This window comes from Rhizobium sp. 768_B6_N1_8 (assembly GCF_051811225.1).
GTDB lineage: Bacteria > Pseudomonadota > Alphaproteobacteria > Rhizobiales > Rhizobiaceae > Rhizobium.
The window spans coordinates 1,053,326-1,068,788 of sequence record NZ_JBPWPV010000001.1; the positions used below are offsets into that span (position 1 = coordinate 1,053,326).

General features: G+C 58.6%; 24 protein-coding genes. 7 read left to right on the forward strand and 17 right to left on the reverse strand.

Features of this window, described 5'->3' with window-relative positions:
• Window positions 1-40: 40 nt before the first annotated feature.
• The 16 genes from AB8B33_RS05335 to AB8B33_RS05410 form a co-directional block, all read right to left on the reverse strand.
• On the reverse strand, window positions 41-1,459 hold the full coding sequence (locus AB8B33_RS05335; RefSeq protein WP_439014608.1) for a phage major capsid protein: 1,419 nt from the start codon (window positions 1,457-1,459) through the stop codon (window positions 41-43).
• Between the two features lie 10 nt (window positions 1,460-1,469).
• Window positions 1,470-2,324, reverse strand: a complete 855-nt coding sequence (locus tag AB8B33_RS05340; protein ID WP_439014609.1) for a head maturation protease, ClpP-related — start codon at window positions 2,322-2,324, stop codon at window positions 1,470-1,472.
• Window positions 2,302-3,579 (reverse strand): phage portal protein, encoded by a 1,278-nt coding sequence (locus AB8B33_RS05345; protein WP_439014610.1) that lies wholly within the window; start codon window positions 3,577-3,579, stop codon window positions 2,302-2,304. Before AB8B33_RS05345 ends, AB8B33_RS05340 begins: the two co-directional genes overlap by 23 nt.
• Window positions 3,580-3,587: 8 nt before the next feature.
• Window positions 3,588-5,294: a terminase large subunit domain-containing protein gene (locus tag AB8B33_RS05350; RefSeq protein WP_439014611.1), complete on the reverse strand. Its 1,707-nt coding sequence runs from the start codon at window positions 5,292-5,294 to the stop codon at window positions 3,588-3,590.
• Entirely contained in the window at window positions 5,281-5,766 is a 486-nt protein-coding gene (locus AB8B33_RS05355) for a hypothetical protein (RefSeq protein ID WP_439014612.1), read from the reverse strand. Before AB8B33_RS05355 ends, AB8B33_RS05350 begins: the two co-directional genes overlap by 14 nt.
• Before the next feature lie 78 nt (window positions 5,767-5,844).
• Window positions 5,845-6,036 (reverse strand): hypothetical protein, encoded by a 192-nt coding sequence (locus AB8B33_RS05360; RefSeq protein WP_439014613.1) that lies wholly within the window; start codon window positions 6,034-6,036, stop codon window positions 5,845-5,847.
• Window positions 6,037-6,041: 5 nt separating this feature from the next.
• Window positions 6,042-6,245 (reverse strand): hypothetical protein, encoded by a 204-nt coding sequence (locus AB8B33_RS05365; protein ID WP_439014614.1) that lies wholly within the window; start codon window positions 6,243-6,245, stop codon window positions 6,042-6,044.
• A 224-nt stretch (window positions 6,246-6,469) separates the two neighbouring features.
• Window positions 6,470-6,694 carry a hypothetical protein gene (locus AB8B33_RS05370; RefSeq protein WP_439014615.1) on the reverse strand — a complete coding sequence of 75 codons (225 nt, stop codon included), beginning with the start codon at window positions 6,692-6,694 and terminating at the stop codon, window positions 6,470-6,472.
• Window positions 6,695-6,945: 251 nt separating this feature from the next.
• On the reverse strand, window positions 6,946-7,602 hold the full coding sequence (gene nusG / locus AB8B33_RS05375; protein ID WP_439014616.1) for a transcription termination/antitermination protein NusG: 657 nt from the start codon (window positions 7,600-7,602) through the stop codon (window positions 6,946-6,948).
• The gene (locus tag AB8B33_RS05380; protein ID WP_439014617.1) at window positions 7,586-8,788 is read right to left on the reverse strand and encodes a helix-turn-helix domain-containing protein; all 1,203 of its coding nucleotides are present in this window, start codon (window positions 8,786-8,788) and stop codon (window positions 7,586-7,588) included. Before AB8B33_RS05380 ends, nusG begins: the two co-directional genes overlap by 17 nt.
• Entirely contained in the window at window positions 8,785-8,994 is a 210-nt protein-coding gene (locus AB8B33_RS05385; protein ID WP_439014618.1) for a hypothetical protein, read from the reverse strand. Before AB8B33_RS05385 ends, AB8B33_RS05380 begins: the two co-directional genes overlap by 4 nt.
• Before the next feature lie 34 nt (window positions 8,995-9,028).
• Window positions 9,029-9,322: a hypothetical protein gene (locus tag AB8B33_RS05390; protein WP_439014619.1), complete on the reverse strand. Its 294-nt coding sequence runs from the start codon at window positions 9,320-9,322 to the stop codon at window positions 9,029-9,031.
• Window positions 9,319-11,658: an MT-A70 family methyltransferase gene (locus AB8B33_RS05395; RefSeq protein WP_439014620.1), complete on the reverse strand. Its 2,340-nt coding sequence runs from the start codon at window positions 11,656-11,658 to the stop codon at window positions 9,319-9,321. Before AB8B33_RS05395 ends, AB8B33_RS05390 begins: the two co-directional genes overlap by 4 nt.
• Window positions 11,659-11,696: 38 nt before the next feature.
• Window positions 11,697-11,894, reverse strand: coding sequence for a hypothetical protein (locus tag AB8B33_RS05400; RefSeq protein WP_439014621.1), 198 nt, complete (start codon window positions 11,892-11,894; stop codon window positions 11,697-11,699).
• A complete protein-coding gene (locus AB8B33_RS05405) occupies window positions 11,891-12,109 on the reverse strand; it encodes a hypothetical protein (protein ID WP_439014622.1) in 219 nt (72 codons plus the stop codon). The genes AB8B33_RS05400 and AB8B33_RS05405 overlap by 4 nt, the downstream gene beginning before the upstream one ends.
• The gene (locus AB8B33_RS05410; RefSeq protein ID WP_439014623.1) at window positions 12,106-12,573 is read right to left on the reverse strand and encodes a phage regulatory CII family protein; all 468 of its coding nucleotides are present in this window, start codon (window positions 12,571-12,573) and stop codon (window positions 12,106-12,108) included. Before AB8B33_RS05410 ends, AB8B33_RS05405 begins: the two co-directional genes overlap by 4 nt.
• Before the next feature lie 102 nt (window positions 12,574-12,675).
• Here AB8B33_RS05410 and AB8B33_RS05415 point away from each other — a divergent pair, with 102 nt between their 5' ends.
• Together AB8B33_RS05415 and AB8B33_RS05420 are read left to right on the forward strand one after the other, a co-directional pair.
• On the forward strand, window positions 12,676-13,182 hold the full coding sequence (locus AB8B33_RS05415; protein WP_439014624.1) for a hypothetical protein: 507 nt from the start codon (window positions 12,676-12,678) through the stop codon (window positions 13,180-13,182).
• The gene (locus tag AB8B33_RS05420) at window positions 13,179-13,523 is read left to right on the forward strand and encodes a helix-turn-helix domain-containing protein (RefSeq protein WP_439014625.1); all 345 of its coding nucleotides are present in this window, start codon (window positions 13,179-13,181) and stop codon (window positions 13,521-13,523) included. The genes AB8B33_RS05415 and AB8B33_RS05420 overlap by 4 nt, the downstream gene beginning before the upstream one ends.
• Here the strand turns inward: AB8B33_RS05420 and AB8B33_RS05425 are convergent.
• Window positions 13,520-13,858, reverse strand: coding sequence for a hypothetical protein (locus tag AB8B33_RS05425; protein WP_439014626.1), 339 nt, complete (start codon window positions 13,856-13,858; stop codon window positions 13,520-13,522). The genes AB8B33_RS05420 and AB8B33_RS05425 overlap by 4 nt on opposite strands.
• 154 nt (window positions 13,859-14,012) lie before the next feature.
• Between AB8B33_RS05425 and AB8B33_RS05430 the strand changes: the two genes are divergently transcribed.
• The 5 genes from AB8B33_RS05430 (at window position 14,013) to AB8B33_RS05450 (ending at window position 15,460) form a co-directional block, all read left to right on the forward strand.
• On the forward strand, window positions 14,013-14,252 hold the full coding sequence (locus tag AB8B33_RS05430; RefSeq protein ID WP_439014627.1) for an Arc family DNA-binding protein: 240 nt from the start codon (window positions 14,013-14,015) through the stop codon (window positions 14,250-14,252).
• A gap of 245 nt (window positions 14,253-14,497) precedes the next feature.
• Entirely contained in the window at window positions 14,498-14,704 is a 207-nt protein-coding gene (locus AB8B33_RS05435) for a hypothetical protein (protein ID WP_439014628.1), read from the forward strand.
• 72 nt (window positions 14,705-14,776) lie between these two features.
• Window positions 14,777-14,908 (forward strand): hypothetical protein, encoded by a 132-nt coding sequence (locus tag AB8B33_RS05440; protein WP_439014629.1) that lies wholly within the window; start codon window positions 14,777-14,779, stop codon window positions 14,906-14,908.
• Between the two features lie 5 nt (window positions 14,909-14,913).
• Entirely contained in the window at window positions 14,914-15,285 is a 372-nt protein-coding gene (locus AB8B33_RS05445) for a hypothetical protein (protein ID WP_439014630.1), read from the forward strand.
• A gap of 4 nt (window positions 15,286-15,289) precedes the next feature.
• The gene (locus tag AB8B33_RS05450; protein WP_439014631.1) at window positions 15,290-15,460 is read left to right on the forward strand and encodes a hypothetical protein; all 171 of its coding nucleotides are present in this window, start codon (window positions 15,290-15,292) and stop codon (window positions 15,458-15,460) included.
• The last annotated feature ends 3 nt before the right edge of the window (window positions 15,461-15,463 follow it).

The following is a 15,463-nucleotide window of genomic DNA, read 5'->3' on the forward strand; positions in this document are numbered from 1 at the left end:
GCACTGTCGCCCGCTCGCGGTTAGATCGGTGCTGCTGGGATTAGCTGGTGGCGCACTTCAGGAGCTTGATCGCCTCGAAATTGGCGACGCCGCCGCCAACCCGCTTCGTGGTGTAGAAGTGTACCTTCGGCTTGTTGGTGTAAGGATCGCGCAGGACACGAATGCCGGTACGATCGAGAATCAGATAACCGCGCTTCCAGTTACCAAAGGCGACCGGATATGCGTTGGCGCCGAGCGCCGGCATGTTGTCGTCGGTATAGACCGGCTTGCCGAGGATGGTGGCGACTTCGGCCGCCTCGCTCGGCTCCTTCCAGATATAGTTGCCGCCGGCATCCTTGAAGGTGCGGGCGACGCCCATGACCTGGTCATTCATCAGCCAGGACGCGCCGTTACGCATGCCCTGCTTGAGAGAGTAGTAGAGGCCGATCAGAGCATCGATCGGATTGGACGATGCGAAACCTGCCGCGCCACCAGTCGGGATGTAACCGAGCTTTTCCCATGCCCAGCTGCCATTCGCGACTGTGTCATAGTTGAGAAAGCCGCGGGGCTGCTTCACGCCGGAGCCAGCCACGAAAGCAGCGCCTTCGAGTTCAGCAAACGTCTGCTGGACTTCATCGGCGAGCCAGGCCGCGATATCGATGATGCCATCATCCAGCATGGTCTGTGTCGTCGCCGGATTGGCGTACATTTCCATGACAGTGAAGACGAGCTCGCGGAGCTTCGGCGTCGCCGTTTCAGGGCGGGCGTCCTCTTCGCCAACCCAGCCGGCGCCAGCGCCGCCCATGCTGACGAACTTGTTGTAGCTCTTGGTGCCGATCGGCATGACGGTTGCCAGCTGGCGCATGATCGACATCAGACCAAGAACACGATCGATCGTGGTTTCGGTCTGCTTGGGAACCAGGAAGCCGCCATCGGGGTCGGACTGCGTCGTGAGTGCTGCCTGCACTTCGAGATCGTGCAGGCCGTTGTCGACGCCCTTTCGGAACCACTTATCGAACGCCGTTGCGTGTTCCTTCTTGGCCGGTCCGTTTTCATCGTCGTCGCCAGCGCCGCCAATCTTGAGCGCCGCGATCATGGCGTTGCAGTCGTCGAGCGCCTTCGTGAGATTGGTGATCTCAGCATTGATTCGCTGCACCTGTTCGGCCTGGACGACATCGGCGAACTTGGCTTTGATGCCTTTCAGTTCTTCGGTATGGGCATCCTTGAACGCCTGGACGGTTCGCTTCAGTTCCTCGAAAATTTCCTGCTGACCGCCGGCATCGGCACGGACGAAGCCGATAACGCCTCGTGCGCGGGAGTTAAGTTGCGGCATGAAGGACATTGCGACCGACACACCAACGGCGTGCGGGGTATTGAAGGCGTGCATCATCGGCGAAACGACGTCGCCGAAAGTGAGCATGATTGCGAATACGGCGGTCAACGCGAGCAGCGCGCCGCAGAGCAAATGACGCTTGGTCATGGAGTAATCCTCAGATTTTGAAGGTATTGATCAGCTGCTGGAGCGCAGCTACGGGAACGCCTGCATCGCGCGCGGCATGGCGACGGCTTGCATCACGCGGGGCCGTCTTCGTTCCGATTTCCGCCAGGATGTCGGAACGCTTGTCTCTGGAGAAGCCGGCCTTCGCGAGCGCAGCTTCAGCCTGGCGCCGGGCCATGAGGCTCCGGTCCATATTCTTCGCACCGCCGTCACCGGCGCTGAGATTGTCGTCGACGAGATCCGCAAAGCCGTTTTTCACAGCCTCGGACGGACCCATGAAGGTCTCCGCATCCATCAGGGCGACGATATCCTTGCGCTTGGCGCCGGTGCGAGCCTCGTAGATGTCGGCAATCGCGCTGTCGAAACCTTCGAATAGGGTCGCTGCGTCGGCGAGATCATGGCGATTGCCGATGACAAGACCCCATGCGTTGTGGACCATCATGAACGTTCCGAGACCCATCCGGATCTCATCACCAGCCATAGCGATGATCGATGCAGCCGATGCCGCCCAACCAAGGACTTCAACTGTCACTTTTGCCTTGTGGGCTCGCAACATGTTGTAGATCGCGATCCCCTCGAAAAGATCTCCGCCAGGGGAATTGATCTGGACACGAACATCTTTGTCGCCGATAGAGCGAAGAGCAGCCGAGACCCGCTTGGCGGTTACGCCGCCACCGGACCAGTAATCCTCGCCGATCACGTCAAACATCGTGATCGTGTCGGCATCCTCACTCGCCGCAGCGAGGGGACGCTCCGCCCACTGCGCCAATACATCGGATGGCGCATCCCACTGGTAATTCTGTGGGCGCGGAAATGTACGCGCTTCAGGCAGCGTTCTGAGCGTCATCGGTTGGCTCCTTGGAATCCTGTTTGCCGGCGGTGTTCGGCGGCGGATAGAAGATGTCGCCACCCTCTCTTGGGTTCATGTCTTCGAGGGCACGGACCTCATTCGGGCTGAAAACGCCCCACTGAAGCGACTGCACGTAGGCGCCCCATCGTGTTTTTATGTCGCCTTTGACGAGGGCCGCCCGATTGAAACGGGCATACAGGTCGCTCGATTCATCGACGATCAGATCGCGGAAGATAGTCTCCTCCCACATCGTCAGGTGGTCTTCGAGCGTATAGGCGACGAAGCCATTCGACTTCTGCTCAAGCCCCGTTCCCCAGTTGGAATCGCTTCCCGTGTTGTCTCCGAGCATGCTCGGGGGAACGCCGAAGAACATGGCGATCTCAGTGCGGCTGAACTTGCGACTTTCAACCCATTCGGCATCGGCGGCCGTCATGGCGATACGTTCGAACTTCATCCCCTCTTCGAGGATCATCACCTTGCCTTCGCGCTCGCCCTCGGCGCGATACTCCTCAAGGCTACTCTTCAGTCGATCAAAGGCCTCATCGCTTAGCTTCCCCTCTGTCGAGAGTGCGCCAGATGCCCGAGCGCCGTTTTTGAAAACCTTCGCACCGTATCCGGTCATCGCCAGGTTCTCACCGATGCTTTCACGAGCGTAGGTGAGAACCGAAACGCCGTGGACGCCGTCCAAGGTGAGACCTACAAGGTGAAAAACCTCTGCCTGCGGCAGCGTCACGGTGCGGCCGGTCTTTGAGGTGTAGGTGTATGTCAGCGAAAGGTCTTCGTTCTGTGTGCACTTCACCCGATCAGGATGCATCGGGATAAGTTGCTGAACTTCCTTCGAGACCGATCTGACGATCAACGCATAAGCGTTGCCTCGAAGGAGAAGGTGCACTTGCATCATTCGCTTGAACTGCGATGGAGTCTGCCACCCGTTCGGCTTGCGCCTCAGAACCTTCCAAAGCCTCGTGTCAGAGGCATCCTCTCGCCTCTCGCCTTTGCGCCGCTTGATGTCGAGCGGCATGTTCGCGACGGCCCCAGAGATGATGCGAACGCAACCGGAGACGGCAGCCGACCGCATCGCCCGGTCTGGGGTGACATCAATACCTGCCTCGCTGGTATTGCCGGTGCGCAAAGCCTCTTCGAGCTGCTCCGGCGAGACTATCAGCGTCCCGCCGCCTGATGGCTGATAGCCGGAGGAAGCCTGCGGAGCCTGACGGTCGCCGCGGCCAAACCAGTTTGACCAAAATGCCATGATTTTCCTCAGGCGGTTCGAATGCCGCGAGTTTCGTAGACAGAGCGGCCAACCGCTTCAGGATTTCGGAACATCAACATGGCCGCATTGAACAAGGCCATAAGCATGTCGATCTTCGCAGCGCCGGAAACCTCTTTGGTAACGACGTAATTGCTGCCCTTTAGGGTCTGCTTGGCATTGCCTACCGACCAATTCATGATCGCCTGGTCGCCATGCACGAAACGCGAGTCTTCCAATTTCAATGGCACAGACGAGATTGCCGTCTGCAGTTTCCAGCCCTGAAGAACCGCACAAACAAGAGGGTCAACGAGCTCTTCATCCTCAAGAGCATCAAGGAGAAGTGCCACGCCGGCGCTGTCGAGGCCAATACCGTCACCCTCCGGAAGGAGGCCGCTATCGGCGATCTTGCGACAGATAGAGGCGGCGGATGCGGCTTGCTCTTCACCTGACTTGCAGATGATTAGATCACCATCTTCTTCGAAGGCCCGAAGTTGCGGAGCGATGCTTTTACGCTGCTCGAAGACGGTCTGTCGTGCCCAGGCCTTCCCCCATCCTAACCAACGCTTGGTGAATTTCTCGCGGCCGATGACATAGAGAGCAGCAAGATCGTCAGCGCCACCCCAGTCGATCCCGACAGTACAAACCTCTGACCTTCTCAGGAGTTCATCCAGATCAGTGAGCTTGTTGTCAATGCAGCTGGACCAGTGCAGCGCACCCGACCATCCGTCACCGCCGAGACCGACGCCAATCTCAATATTGAGATGCTGGCTGGCCCAAATCTGCTCCGCCTCTTTCGAGACCTTTCCATTGTTCTCGTAATCGTCGATCAGCGCTTGCGGATCGATTGATCGCCCCATGTTCGGCAGGATCAAGTCCCAGTTCTTTGGATTTCTCCAAAATTCCTGATCGATCTGCTTCTCAACTGGAAATTCATAGAGAACGGGCAGCATGATCGGCGACCTACCACCTTTGCCGTCGCGGATCTTCCGAGCCTTGTCCAACTCGGTGCGCCAGATGCCGGCAGGCGGCTCGTCTGACTGCGTCGTGATCATCAACAAGCGGCCTCGCTGCTTCGTGATGCCACCACCGCGAATTTGCTGCATCACGGCTGCGGCCTTCGCCTTCTTTCCGAGTTCGTGAACCTCGTCGATGATCGTCATTATCGGGATTTCGCCAGTCACGATCGATGTGTCGAAGGTCTTCACATCGAGTGAGGTTCCCGTCTTGTATCGGGTGATCGTCTTCGTATGATCCTGAACCTTGAAGATTGTCTCAAGCTTCGGGTCTAAGCGGATCATGCCCTGCGCCTGGTCGAAACAGCGCTCCGAAATGTTCTGGCTTGGACCGACGAGGAGCATCTGCCGGTTCGGCGCTTCAATGATGTAAAGCGCAGTCAGGGCAAGGCCGGCAACGTAAGTGGTCTTCGAGTTCTTCTTCGGGACCATGCAGAGAAGCTCCCACACCGTTGGAAGCAGCGTCTCCGGATCTTCACTTGCGAGGAAAACCGCAAGCATGTCCCGGAACCAATCTCCGCAAGCCTCGACTAGGGGAGGGTTACCGGGAACATCCGGCAAGCGCAGGCGGTTGAAGAACGCAATAGCCTTTCCGGCCTTGACCTTGTCATATGGCACGTCCGCCATCGGAGTGCGGCCGTCAAGCAGCCGATCCCACCAGTCCGGGCAGGCGAAGCGAGGAAGATCCTCAGTGGCGAGCATTCTGGGAAGCCTCTTGCTCCAATTCGGCCATCAGATCCGCGTCCGCATCCCGCGCCCGTATCTCGTCGAGTTGCTTCTTGCCAACCCGCTCCGATGCAGCGGGCTTCTCGTCCTGTTTCTGAGAACCAAGCTCGCGTTCGACCTCCATCCGATCGTTGCGCTCCATCAGTTTCCCGAACTCTCGCAGCGCTCCGACGTTGCCGCCTTTTGCAAGCTCCCAAGCCAGATCGATGCGTGCCCCTTCAAGGCGATCGCGTGCCAGATCTCTCTGCTTCAGCTGCTGAAAATAATTCTTCCGCAAAGTAGGCTGCGTGATGCCTATGGCGTTCGCAATCCGCGAATTGCTCCAGCCCATTGCCAGCAACAGCATGACTTTGTTACGGTTTTTCTCTGTGGCTATATGCGCAGGCCTTCCGCGCTTTCCCCAGCCGTCCGGGATCGGGTCTCCGAGGAGGTCAAAATTCGTACTCACGAGAAAAAAATCCCTGAATGAGAGGGGCGCGGGTCTAGGCCGGAAGGGGTTTTCAGACTTTTGACCCACCCCCCCTTGTCATCGTTGAGGGGTCGGGTTGGGGTCCTGATTGTCGATCAGCTTTGCATCGATCTTGACCGGGCTGATCAGTCCGGCGAGCCAGATCAACCTGCCAACCACCCATAAGCGGGGTCCGAAGGCCCGTGGCATGGTCAAGGAGATCGTCAGATGTTCAACAAGCTCTCCGCCATCCAGTTTCACTTCTGCCATGCTCATCACCAACGAGCTTGAGCCCGCTCCTCTTTCTGCTTCTCACTGTCGTGATACGCCTTGCTCACGCAGTGCAGGTTGTTGATGTCCCAGAACAGCTGTTCGTCACCGTGGTGCGGCTTCTTGTGGTCAGCTACGGGACTGTTGGGGGCGGGATGCTTGCCGATGCAGACGACACCGGTACGTTGGCAAATGTAGGCGTCACGCACCAACACCTCTTGTCTGAGCTTCTGCCAACGCGTGGTCTTGTACCAGGCACGCCAGTGTTGCGACCTATCACGCTCGTGGTGACGCTGTGCTTCCGCTTCCTGCCGTGTGGCTGGAGCTGCTGGAGCGAGGCGACTGCCTATCGTCTTCAGCCTTGGCTTGAGTGATGTGAGCTTGCCCATACCTCTTAAACGAAAGAGGCGACCCGAAGGCCGCCTCAGCATCCTCACTCGACGGGAGTGAAGTCAACGTAGTATTGCTTGCCGATCACGAGCTGCTCAGCAGCTGCTGGGTTGTCGATGTTGTACTCGGCGAACCCGGATGGCGTGGCCTTCGAGAACGAAACGTCCTCAGCAATGGCCTTGTCGTAGATGCAACGGAAGATCGCCTTCGATCCGCCCCATGCATTCGCGTAGACGTTCTCCAACGTCATCTTGCAACGGATACCCATTGCACGCTCCTATTTTCAGGTGACATGGGCCCAGCACGACAGCCCATACTAGATATGCAAAAGGCGACCCGAAGGCCGCCCGTCGTCTGCTCATAGCTTGCGCACTGACCCTGAATCGATGGCCTCGCATGTGAGGCTGTCAGGGCTGGGGCTGACCGGCGTACCGACCTCAGGACTATCGTCCCCGCATGTTACTGCGTTTTCAGAGGCTCACTGCAGGATCATCAGCTTGTCCATGGAGTGATTTCTACTCACACTTTTTCGATCTGCGCAATATCCAATTCGACCGGCGTGCTGCGACCAAAGATGCTCGCTTCGACAGTAACCCGATGCTTCTCGCCATCGATAGCGGTCACGGTTGCATCGAACGCCGCGAACGGCCCGTCTATGATTCTGACCCGCTCCTCCAACTTGTAAGTGAGAAGAACTTCTCGGCTGTCGTAGGCGCCTTCGTGAGCCCGCTTTCTGAATTTTTCCACGTATTCGAATGGGATACGGTAAGGCATCTCACCGCCACCGATGATGCCTATGACGTGCTTTACCTGCCTCAAGGCTACGAAGCACTCAGCCCTGTTGATGCACTGGACAAGCACATAACCGGGCATGACAGGTAGGCGAGGAGCAGGGATGATGCGATGCCTAGTCCGACGTTCTTCACCCAGTCGCGAAGGAACAAGTGCCTCAACATTTTCTTCATAGAGGTACTTTTCCACCGCGAATTCGCGACCGGTCATAACCTTCAGGCAGTACCACGAACACAGATCGGGATAGTCGGCGATGATTCGACGGCTCGCCATGGCGAGATTGCTGATCCTGATTCGCTGCTCGTCGGCGATCTTGTCGAGCTTCAGGAGACCTTTGATCGAGACTTTGCCGTCGAAGTCACTGCGCCTATGCTGCATCGTCATCGCCTCGCTCCCTCGCAATTGCCTCGCCGAAACTCGCTAACGCTTCCTCAGGCTCACCAGCAGGGAAGAAGAACCACTCATGCCCGGTGACAGGTAGCCAGGGCCAATTGCGCCGATCGAACGCCGCCTTCCACGCAGCCTCGTCGGCGCTGCCACGTCGCACCCTCGTGAAGCCTTCGGAGATCAAAACCAGCGAGGCCGGTACGGTCATGCCCTGCGCCATCTGCGCTCGCTGGAACATCGTGGCTACCTTCGGCCAACCGTATGTCTGCTGGCGCTCACGTACGATCACAGCACCCACCGCGCCTCCTTGGTCGATCTGCATCTGCTGAAAGCGGGATGGCGCAGGCATTGCCGTTGCGACAGGCTTCAGCAGCTCGAAGAGCGCAAGTGCAGTCCAAGCGCGACTGAACGGGTTGTGAACCACCATTCGTTCGCGCTCCAGAAATTCGGCCGGGATGTCCCGCCAGTGCCGCTGTTTGAGATAGACGGCAGCCGCCATAATGTCGGATGGCTTGGCCCAGCGCAGATAGTCCGGCGTCCGTTCGATGCACTCGGCACGCTCTTCCGCCGAGAGGGCGAACCAGGCATTGCGAGCAAAATCGATATCGCCTTTCTTCCAGCTGGCGAACCAGAGCACGAAAGCGGCCTCAATCTTTTTCCGATCAGCTTTTCCAATCACTCCCTCTGCGGCGCCAGCCGCTGGAAGATGAGTGGAAGAATTAGCTGGAAGATTCTTATCTTGGTGGAGCTGCTCCACCACCTTCTGGGAACCATTTCCACCACCTTCGGGAACCATTTCCACCACCTTCGCCTCAGAAGGTGGTGGAACTGCTCCACCACCTTCCTCGTCGGTGGCGACGGCAACAGCTCCGGTAAGATCGCGTCCCGGCCAGCGAGCGACGTATTCGGCGCGCTTCCATTTCTGCCCTCGGAAGCCGTGTTCTGTGATCTCGATCCAGCCTTTTTCCTCGGCGATATCGAGGTGCTTCATGACGGTTTTCTTATCGAGGCCGGTCATGGATACGAGATCCGCGACAGACGGATAGCAGGAGCCACCCGTCTCATCCATTTTCAGGCCAAGCGTATGCAGCACCAGGCGCGTGATCGGCTGCAGGCCGGACATGCTGACCGCGTGCCGCCATGACCATGCACGCGAGCTGTTGTGGCGTTCCGGCTCAATCATGCATCACCGCCTGCGGGAATCAGCCGCGCAGCGTCCATGAACGCCTGAAAACGGCGCTCGACGTGCGCCTTGACCTTTTCCTCGCTAACATCGCGCCCGGCGTTCGGGTGGCCGCTAGTAGTCACCCATATGCGCCAACGCCACATGCGTCCGCCCGCAGCTGGTGGATAGATCGCCCCGATATCGACCTTTCCACGCTGCAGCACGGATCTATAAGTTTCCTGCCGCCAATCCACGCCGTTATATCCCCAGTCTTCGCGGCGCGAGGCCGCATGCAATTCGATCCATCCGCCCTCTGGCGGTCTTGATGGTGATGAGATCGACGGTCTCGCCGTCGTCAGTTCGTGGCGCACGGAAATGCGCCAGCTCGGCATCGAGATATTCGATACCGGCCAGAAACCCCGACTGACGCGAAACAATGCGGATGAAACTCTGGTTTTGTAAAAGGCACTCGATGGACGAGGTTAGCAGCCACCGCGCTCGTTCGGCGTCGTTGGCGCATTCGTCGAAGTCATCGCGGAGATCGGAGATCATGTGGCCTCCGCAGGATTACCGGAACGACGCTGAAGCCCATTGCTAGTCACGCTCAGGAAGTGGCCTGCATAATTCAGCCACCCATCCTCAAGCCCATGGATAGCGACCCACGCTCCGGCCTCGCCGCGCGGACTGATGTTGGGGCTGCAGAGTTTTTCTTTCCCGTTCCTGAACGGATTGAGCCCCGACGACATCAACAGAGTTCCGCTGCGGTCTTCGGGCTCGCTGCTGCCGATGTGTGCCATCAAGGCGCGGGCATTTTTGACTGAGATGCCTTTGTACTGAAGACCGAACAGGACGCCGCTGCAAATCGCTTCCCGATCTGTCAGAAAGTCCGTCTCGATCAGGACTTGCCAGTCTTTGTCGGTCGCCAGATCAAGGGCGTGGAAGTAGCGATAGTCTCTTCCAAAATCGCGGCCAAACTCATCCTCTGGCTTCCACACAACCGGCAATCCGGTCCGCTCTTCGACCTCCGCGATATAGGCGGCAATTTGGGGGTGCTCCCGCAGACGAGGGTGCCTTAGTCGCAATTCACTTGCGATACCGCCGAACCTTTGCCTGTCGAAAAATTCGATAGGGTTCCGCAGCAACCGCGACGGGGTATCGAGCGCGGGGCCGTTGTTAAAGCTCCTGTCGAGCTCCAGCAGATAATTGTTATGCGCCAGACCTGCATCCAAGACAGCCTTTTTCGCCGGATCCTCGATAGGTTCCGGCGGCTCGTCGCCGAAGAATTCGCGAGCAAGGATTGATGAAGCTGGTGGCGTCTCTTCCGCCTCCGGCTCGCCCGCTTGGTTGCCCCAGAATATCCAGTTGCCGTTCAGCCGGATATCGCCCTCGGCAAGGCTCTCCTTGCGCTGGAAAAGCTCAAGCTTACGCATGGTTGGGTACAGTCGGTCGATCTGCTCGGCAAACCACGCCGGCTTGCGGCTATGCTCGCTCTTGACCTCGCTGTAGAGGCTTTCCGGCTTCTCGGTATAGAGATCGATACCGGGGAAATCGCCGCGTTTGCAGATCAGAAGATGTTCGGTCCGGTCTCGCACCCACCGGCCCATGCCGATATTGACCTTGTCCCACGTCATCATGGTCACGAACTTGAAGCCCCACGCCTCGATGATCGCCATCGCGTCGCGCAGCCGGTTCGTGGTCGACCAGAAGTACAAGATGGCATCTGGCGTGAAGGGGCTGTTCGACCCAGCGCAGAGGGCCTTCAACTCCTCGACAGTCATGGATGGATACGGCAATCCCTTGTCTTGGCCGGTCTCGTCGCTCCACGCTTCCTGCTCCCATGGGCAATCGCAATAACCCACCGGCGCGGCCGCAATCGGCATCCTGCCGGTGACGAGCTTTCCGCGATCGGCAATGGCGTTGATCATGTCCATCCGCACAAGGCGCTTGGTTGCCAGCTTATCGGTGCGGATCTGCTTTGATTGCTGCTCTGTCGCCTTGTCCGCTTCGAAGAGGGCGGAGACGTAGACCTGTTGCTGCTCCTCCGAGAGCGTCTTCAGTCGATCGAGCACCGTGCCCTTGTCGTGCCGCGTGCCGCGAAGCATGCGCAGCGCCTTGTCGGATATTCGCTCACCGCGCTCGGCATCGCGCTGCACGGCCCGTTCGCTCTGGCCGGTCGCCTCTGCCGTTGCTGCGCTGAATCTTTTCGGTTCTTCCGAAATAGCTTCGCCAACTTGGCGAAGCTTTGGCCGCCCGATGCCAGTTGCGCCGTTCACGGTCTCCGGAAACTTCAGCTCATAAAGCTGCTTGCGGCGATGAATGAATATCGCCCGATCTGCTGGTGTAAGCTCGGCGCGGATCAGGTTCTCGTCGATCTCCCAAAGCTCGGCGTCGACCTCGTCTTCGCTCCGAATGATCGCGGTAATATGCTCGCGCCCGAGCTGGCGCATGGCCTCCAACCGGTGCGCGCCGGCAGACAGCCGCACCCGAACAGATGGATCATTGTGCGCCCGCCAGTCACCGTAGACGGAAATCGGCGTGCGCAATCCCATCAACTCGATCGACGCCTTCAGAGCTGAGACCTTGTCTTGGTCAACTGTGCGCAAACGGTTGGAAACGTCGATCTGATCCACCCGCAGAGCAACCGGCAGATCGGTGCTGCCAGTCTTTTCTTCGAAATAGCTCGCGCTGCCATTGGCGATCCGGGCGACCAGCTCCGGACTGTGCCAATCCGTTTTCGGCGGGGCCGCCGGGAACCGTTCCGGCAACCACCATTTCGTGCCTTGCTTGGGGTCGCGGCGCAGTTGCCCGGTGACATTCATGCGGATGCACGCGTTCTGCTCCGCCTTCGTCTGGCTGATAACGAACCCGTCGCGCGCCGCGATCTCCATAACGCGCTCTTCCGTCGCGCGGGATTTGGCGTGAGTGCTCATCGGTGCGCCCTCCGGTCATATCGTACAAGCCCGCGCAAAATCGTTTCGGGATTTCGGCCGTTGGCGATCCGCGCTGCGATTTCGGCGGGATCGTAAACGCGCTGGCCGAAGGCGATGGCGCGGCGCAGTGCGGCGGGAAGGCTGTCGAACGCCTGCATGCGTTGAACGGATGAAGTTGGGGAGGCGACCATCATTCGCACCTCATCAGGCTATCAAGATGCCTTTCGCCCTTGGCCGTCAGACTGAGCAAAGAGTGCGCAGGTCCGAAGCGGCGGACATGTCCGAGCGCCACTAGTTGCAGGAGAGTGGGGCGATCTTCGATTTCACCTGCCACGCAGCCCATGCCGCAAAGGCGGATATGGCGAAGAATGGCGCGGCCAGACGGCCCGATTGCGGGTTCATTGCTCATGCCGTCACCTCGACCTTTGCAAGAACGCTTTCGGCCGCACGGATCAGTTCATGCAGCTCCTTGGCGATGCGCTTCTTGTCCAGCGCATCAACGTTCCCGTCCTCGCGCGCCCTCAGGATCTCCTTGAGCACATCGCTCGCCTCGGACATGACGCGAAGAGCATCGTTTTCGGATGGTGATCCGGTCTCTGCGATCTCCGGCGCGTCGGGCACCAGGCGGAAACCAAGTTGTCGCGCCATTGCCGAGACAATCACGGGGCTTTTCGCGCGCCGATCAGCCTCAACTGCGATATCGCAGGGGATCACGCTTTCCCGGTACTCGTCGTTGAATGATGCGTATTTCGACAGCGTCGACACATTGACGCGCGTCAGGTCTGGGAAGGCGGTGACGCCGCCGCCAAGCGTGTAGGCCGCCTCCGTCGCGGCCTTGATGGCGCGGATATCGACCTCGGAAATTGTGCGCATGCGAAACCCCCCTCGAAAAGCAAGGAAACAAGAACGGAATTGGATTCGGTGTCAGGCGCGCCCCGGCGCCTTACTCAGACTGCGGTCACAACGGAGGTCCGCATGAACGCAACAGAAGAAAAGACGCGCCGGGCGAATTACGCAGTCCGCCAGCCCGGCGCGAAGTTACGCGGCCCGATCGATGAGACAGGCAGCGTGTGGAACGATTGCGCCGGACGCATGCGGCTGCGCCCGGCGCGGATCGGGGTGGCGCGATCAGGCTTATCGCCATCCCGACTCGTGAAATCATGGCGAAGCCTCCGAAACCTCGAAGAATTCCGGAAGGAGCCTTCGGCGCTCGATACCAGTCACGGCCTCGACCTGTATAGCGCGGCGCGGCGTTATGTTGCCTCGCTCCCATCGCATGACAGTCGACTTATCAACCGGCGGCGAAAAGAGCTTGCCGAAATCCTCAAGGGACATCCGATCATGCTCTTCGCGATATCTGGTGATTTCCGATTTCTTGCGCATGTCGCCAGTGGTTGCATAACTTGCAACTTATGGCAAGCGGAAATGCTGTACGATGCACTAACGAAAATAAGTCCGCTCGCTTGTATGGTTGCGAAATGAACAACGTGACGCAGATCCACACTGACAAGACGCCGATTCGCGTGCACTTCATCGTCGAGTGGGCGGAAAAGCGGAACTTGAAACAGGCCGACATCGTTCGAGAGGTGGGTGCTGATAAGGGCTTGGTGTCACGATGGTTTCAGGGCACCGTTCCAAAGCCCGACTACCTGGAGAAGCTCGCGGCACTGTTCGGAACTGACGTTCACGGTATCTTTCGTCACCCCGACGAGGACTGGCTAGCCAGGTTCTTTCGTGACAAAAGTGACCAGCAAAAAGAACGAGCAATCGAGATGTTGCGTCTTCTTTTCAAAAACGACGACAAAACCGGAACGAACGATTAAAGCTCGTCGAGGTAAGCCAAGGCAGCCGTTAGCATGGGCCCGACGATCGTGTAATCACCATCCTCGTCGGCCTGCTTCGCCATTCTCAAAGCGGCGATCGCTCCTTCCATGGAGCGCGCCGGCAGACGCCACTCTCGGATAATCATCAGCGGCTCCGCGTATGTCAGCATTGCGTAGGCGTTCGCGGCGTCGTTGCTGTGCATAGGCGCATTGCTGTTGTAATCCGCCATTGCTGCTTGAAGTCTATTCACGGCCTCCAAGATCGGATCGGCACAGCGGATATTCTCGTCTTTTCTGACGGATGAGCCCGCATTTTCAACCATTTCCTTTACCAACTCAACAGATTCCCCACCCAGGCCTAACCATTTTAGGTTAGGCAGATCAGCCCGACCTTAATCAACTATTACTAGATATCCGGTCACGCGCAAGTCGACCGTGGGGTCATTGTGGGTCATTTGAGGCTATCAATTTTTATGTCAGCAATGAATTATGTCCCGCGATGACCCCACTTTTAAGCTTCGAATTACCCCTGATCTGAAAAGAAAGGTCCTGGAAGCTGCCAGGGCCAACAGGCGTTCGATGAATGCTGAAATCAAGTCGCGGCTCGAATCGACCTTCGCGCATTCGACGGGTGGAGAACCCGCAGCTGTCCTACGCGATATAATCAATCGCGCGAGCGCACTGTTGAAAACCTTCGAAGACGACACAGCAGGTTCCGGATCGCTATAGCGGCAGCTGGCCATTAGCCGCGCAGTCCAACTTACCCCACGAATTTCCCTATCTGGTGCAGAGACGATTCGTTTCATGCAACATGTTTGTTGCATTACTTGCAATTTTGGCCGTTGACGGAAGTTGCATGATATGCAACGCTTTCCCTCGTCCGGTTCTCCTCCTCCCATGCCGGATCGCCATGAGGGCGCGCGGCTGTCTCACCTCCTCCCGAGACAGCCGCGGAGGGAGGCGAGGAGAGCAACATGCCGAAGAAGAAGATCACCGCACCCGCCACCGATGAAACCATCAGCGTCGCTGACGCGTTCGACCGCGCCGTCATGGTGAAGCTGTTCGAAGAGCGTGGGCCGCAGACGAAGGACACCCTGCTTGCTGCTGGCATCAGCCTTGAAAGCCAAGCGCGTAACGTGGCGTGGGTCGCCGAGCAAGTGAAGTTCCGCGAAGCGGCCTGACTGGTCCGATTTCGGTCACCGCCGCGACCAGGAACGCGGCGGGTTCCGAAACGGACGAAAGGTCGCTTTCCCATGAGAAATGTTCTGCATTTGCGCACGCAGCGCAACACGCCAGACGTGGTCTTCCTCGTTTGGGTCGTTGGTATCCTCGCCTTCATCGACTTGGCCGCCATGTGGGCCGCCGTCGTCACCTTCTGCCGGTGACCGCCATGCCGTTTCGCCGCAAACTTCCTGATCGCGATACGCTGGCGTCTCACTGCGCGTCGGGCATGACCATCGATCACATCGCTGAAACCTATGAATGCCAGAGCGACAGCGTTCGCCATCGCCTGCAGGCGCTCGGCCTCATCCCGGTAAGGCCGAAAGAGGTGCCGGTTGATATGGCCGGCAAGGGGCCGGGACCGCGCATCCGCAGCAAGCGCAGCATCCTCCTGAAGGAGGACCGCCTCATTTTCGTGCGTGAGCGCACGCTCGAATCCGGCGGCATGGAAATCCGGCCGCTCTCGCTTCCCCGCAACAGCATGCACCTGGCGGCGCTCGTCGACCGGAAGCTCAAGATTACGGAGTTGACCAATGCATAGGAGCATGGACGCAACACAAGAAATTCAGGCGATCTATCGAGCTGTTGCCGACCAGCGGCCGCGCGAAGACGTGCTGACGATGATCTACGACCTGTTTGCGGTTCATTCTGATCTGCGCCCCCCCTCGGCGGAGATCCGGCTTGCCGATCGTTGCAAACCGAAGGCGGGGGCTTGATCG

Excerpts from the sequence above, each read along its gene's own strand:
- AB8B33_RS05335 (WP_439014608.1), bottom strand. The coding sequence starts at position 1,459 with ATGACCAAGCGTCATTTGCTCTGCGGCGCGCTGCTCGCGTTGACCGCC.
- AB8B33_RS05340 (WP_439014609.1), bottom strand. The coding sequence starts at position 2,324 with ATGACGCTCAGAACGCTGCCTGAAGCGCGTACATTTCCGCGCCCACAG.
- AB8B33_RS05345 (WP_439014610.1), bottom strand. The coding sequence starts at position 3,579 with ATGGCATTTTGGTCAAACTGGTTTGGCCGCGGCGACCGTCAGGCTCCG.
- AB8B33_RS05350 (WP_439014611.1), bottom strand. The coding sequence starts at position 5,294 with ATGCTCGCCACTGAGGATCTTCCTCGCTTCGCCTGCCCGGACTGGTGG.
- AB8B33_RS05360 (WP_439014613.1), bottom strand. The coding sequence starts at position 6,036 with ATGGCAGAAGTGAAACTGGATGGCGGAGAGCTTGTTGAACATCTGACG.
- AB8B33_RS05370 (WP_439014615.1), bottom strand. The coding sequence starts at position 6,694 with ATGGGTATCCGTTGCAAGATGACGTTGGAGAACGTCTACGCGAATGCA.
- nusG (WP_439014616.1), bottom strand. The coding sequence starts at position 7,602 with ATGACGATGCAGCATAGGCGCAGTGACTTCGACGGCAAAGTCTCGATC.
- AB8B33_RS05380 (WP_439014617.1), bottom strand. The coding sequence starts at position 8,788 with ATGATTGAGCCGGAACGCCACAACAGCTCGCGTGCATGGTCATGGCGG.
- AB8B33_RS05390 (WP_439014619.1), bottom strand. The coding sequence starts at position 9,322 with ATGATCTCCGATCTCCGCGATGACTTCGACGAATGCGCCAACGACGCC.
- AB8B33_RS05395 (WP_439014620.1), bottom strand. The coding sequence starts at position 11,658 with ATGGAGATCGCGGCGCGCGACGGGTTCGTTATCAGCCAGACGAAGGCG.
- AB8B33_RS05400 (WP_439014621.1), bottom strand. The coding sequence starts at position 11,894 with ATGATGGTCGCCTCCCCAACTTCATCCGTTCAACGCATGCAGGCGTTC.
- AB8B33_RS05405 (WP_439014622.1), bottom strand. The coding sequence starts at position 12,109 with ATGAGCAATGAACCCGCAATCGGGCCGTCTGGCCGCGCCATTCTTCGC.
- AB8B33_RS05410 (WP_439014623.1), bottom strand. The coding sequence starts at position 12,573 with ATGCGCACAATTTCCGAGGTCGATATCCGCGCCATCAAGGCCGCGACG.
- AB8B33_RS05415 (WP_439014624.1), top strand. The coding sequence starts at position 12,676 with ATGAACGCAACAGAAGAAAAGACGCGCCGGGCGAATTACGCAGTCCGC.
- AB8B33_RS05420 (WP_439014625.1), top strand. The coding sequence starts at position 13,179 with ATGAACAACGTGACGCAGATCCACACTGACAAGACGCCGATTCGCGTG.
- AB8B33_RS05430 (WP_439014627.1), top strand. The coding sequence starts at position 14,013 with ATGTCCCGCGATGACCCCACTTTTAAGCTTCGAATTACCCCTGATCTG.
- AB8B33_RS05435 (WP_439014628.1), top strand. The coding sequence starts at position 14,498 with ATGCCGAAGAAGAAGATCACCGCACCCGCCACCGATGAAACCATCAGC.
- AB8B33_RS05440 (WP_439014629.1), top strand. The coding sequence starts at position 14,777 with ATGAGAAATGTTCTGCATTTGCGCACGCAGCGCAACACGCCAGACGTG.
- AB8B33_RS05445 (WP_439014630.1), top strand. The coding sequence starts at position 14,914 with ATGCCGTTTCGCCGCAAACTTCCTGATCGCGATACGCTGGCGTCTCAC.
- AB8B33_RS05450 (WP_439014631.1), top strand. The coding sequence starts at position 15,290 with ATGGACGCAACACAAGAAATTCAGGCGATCTATCGAGCTGTTGCCGAC.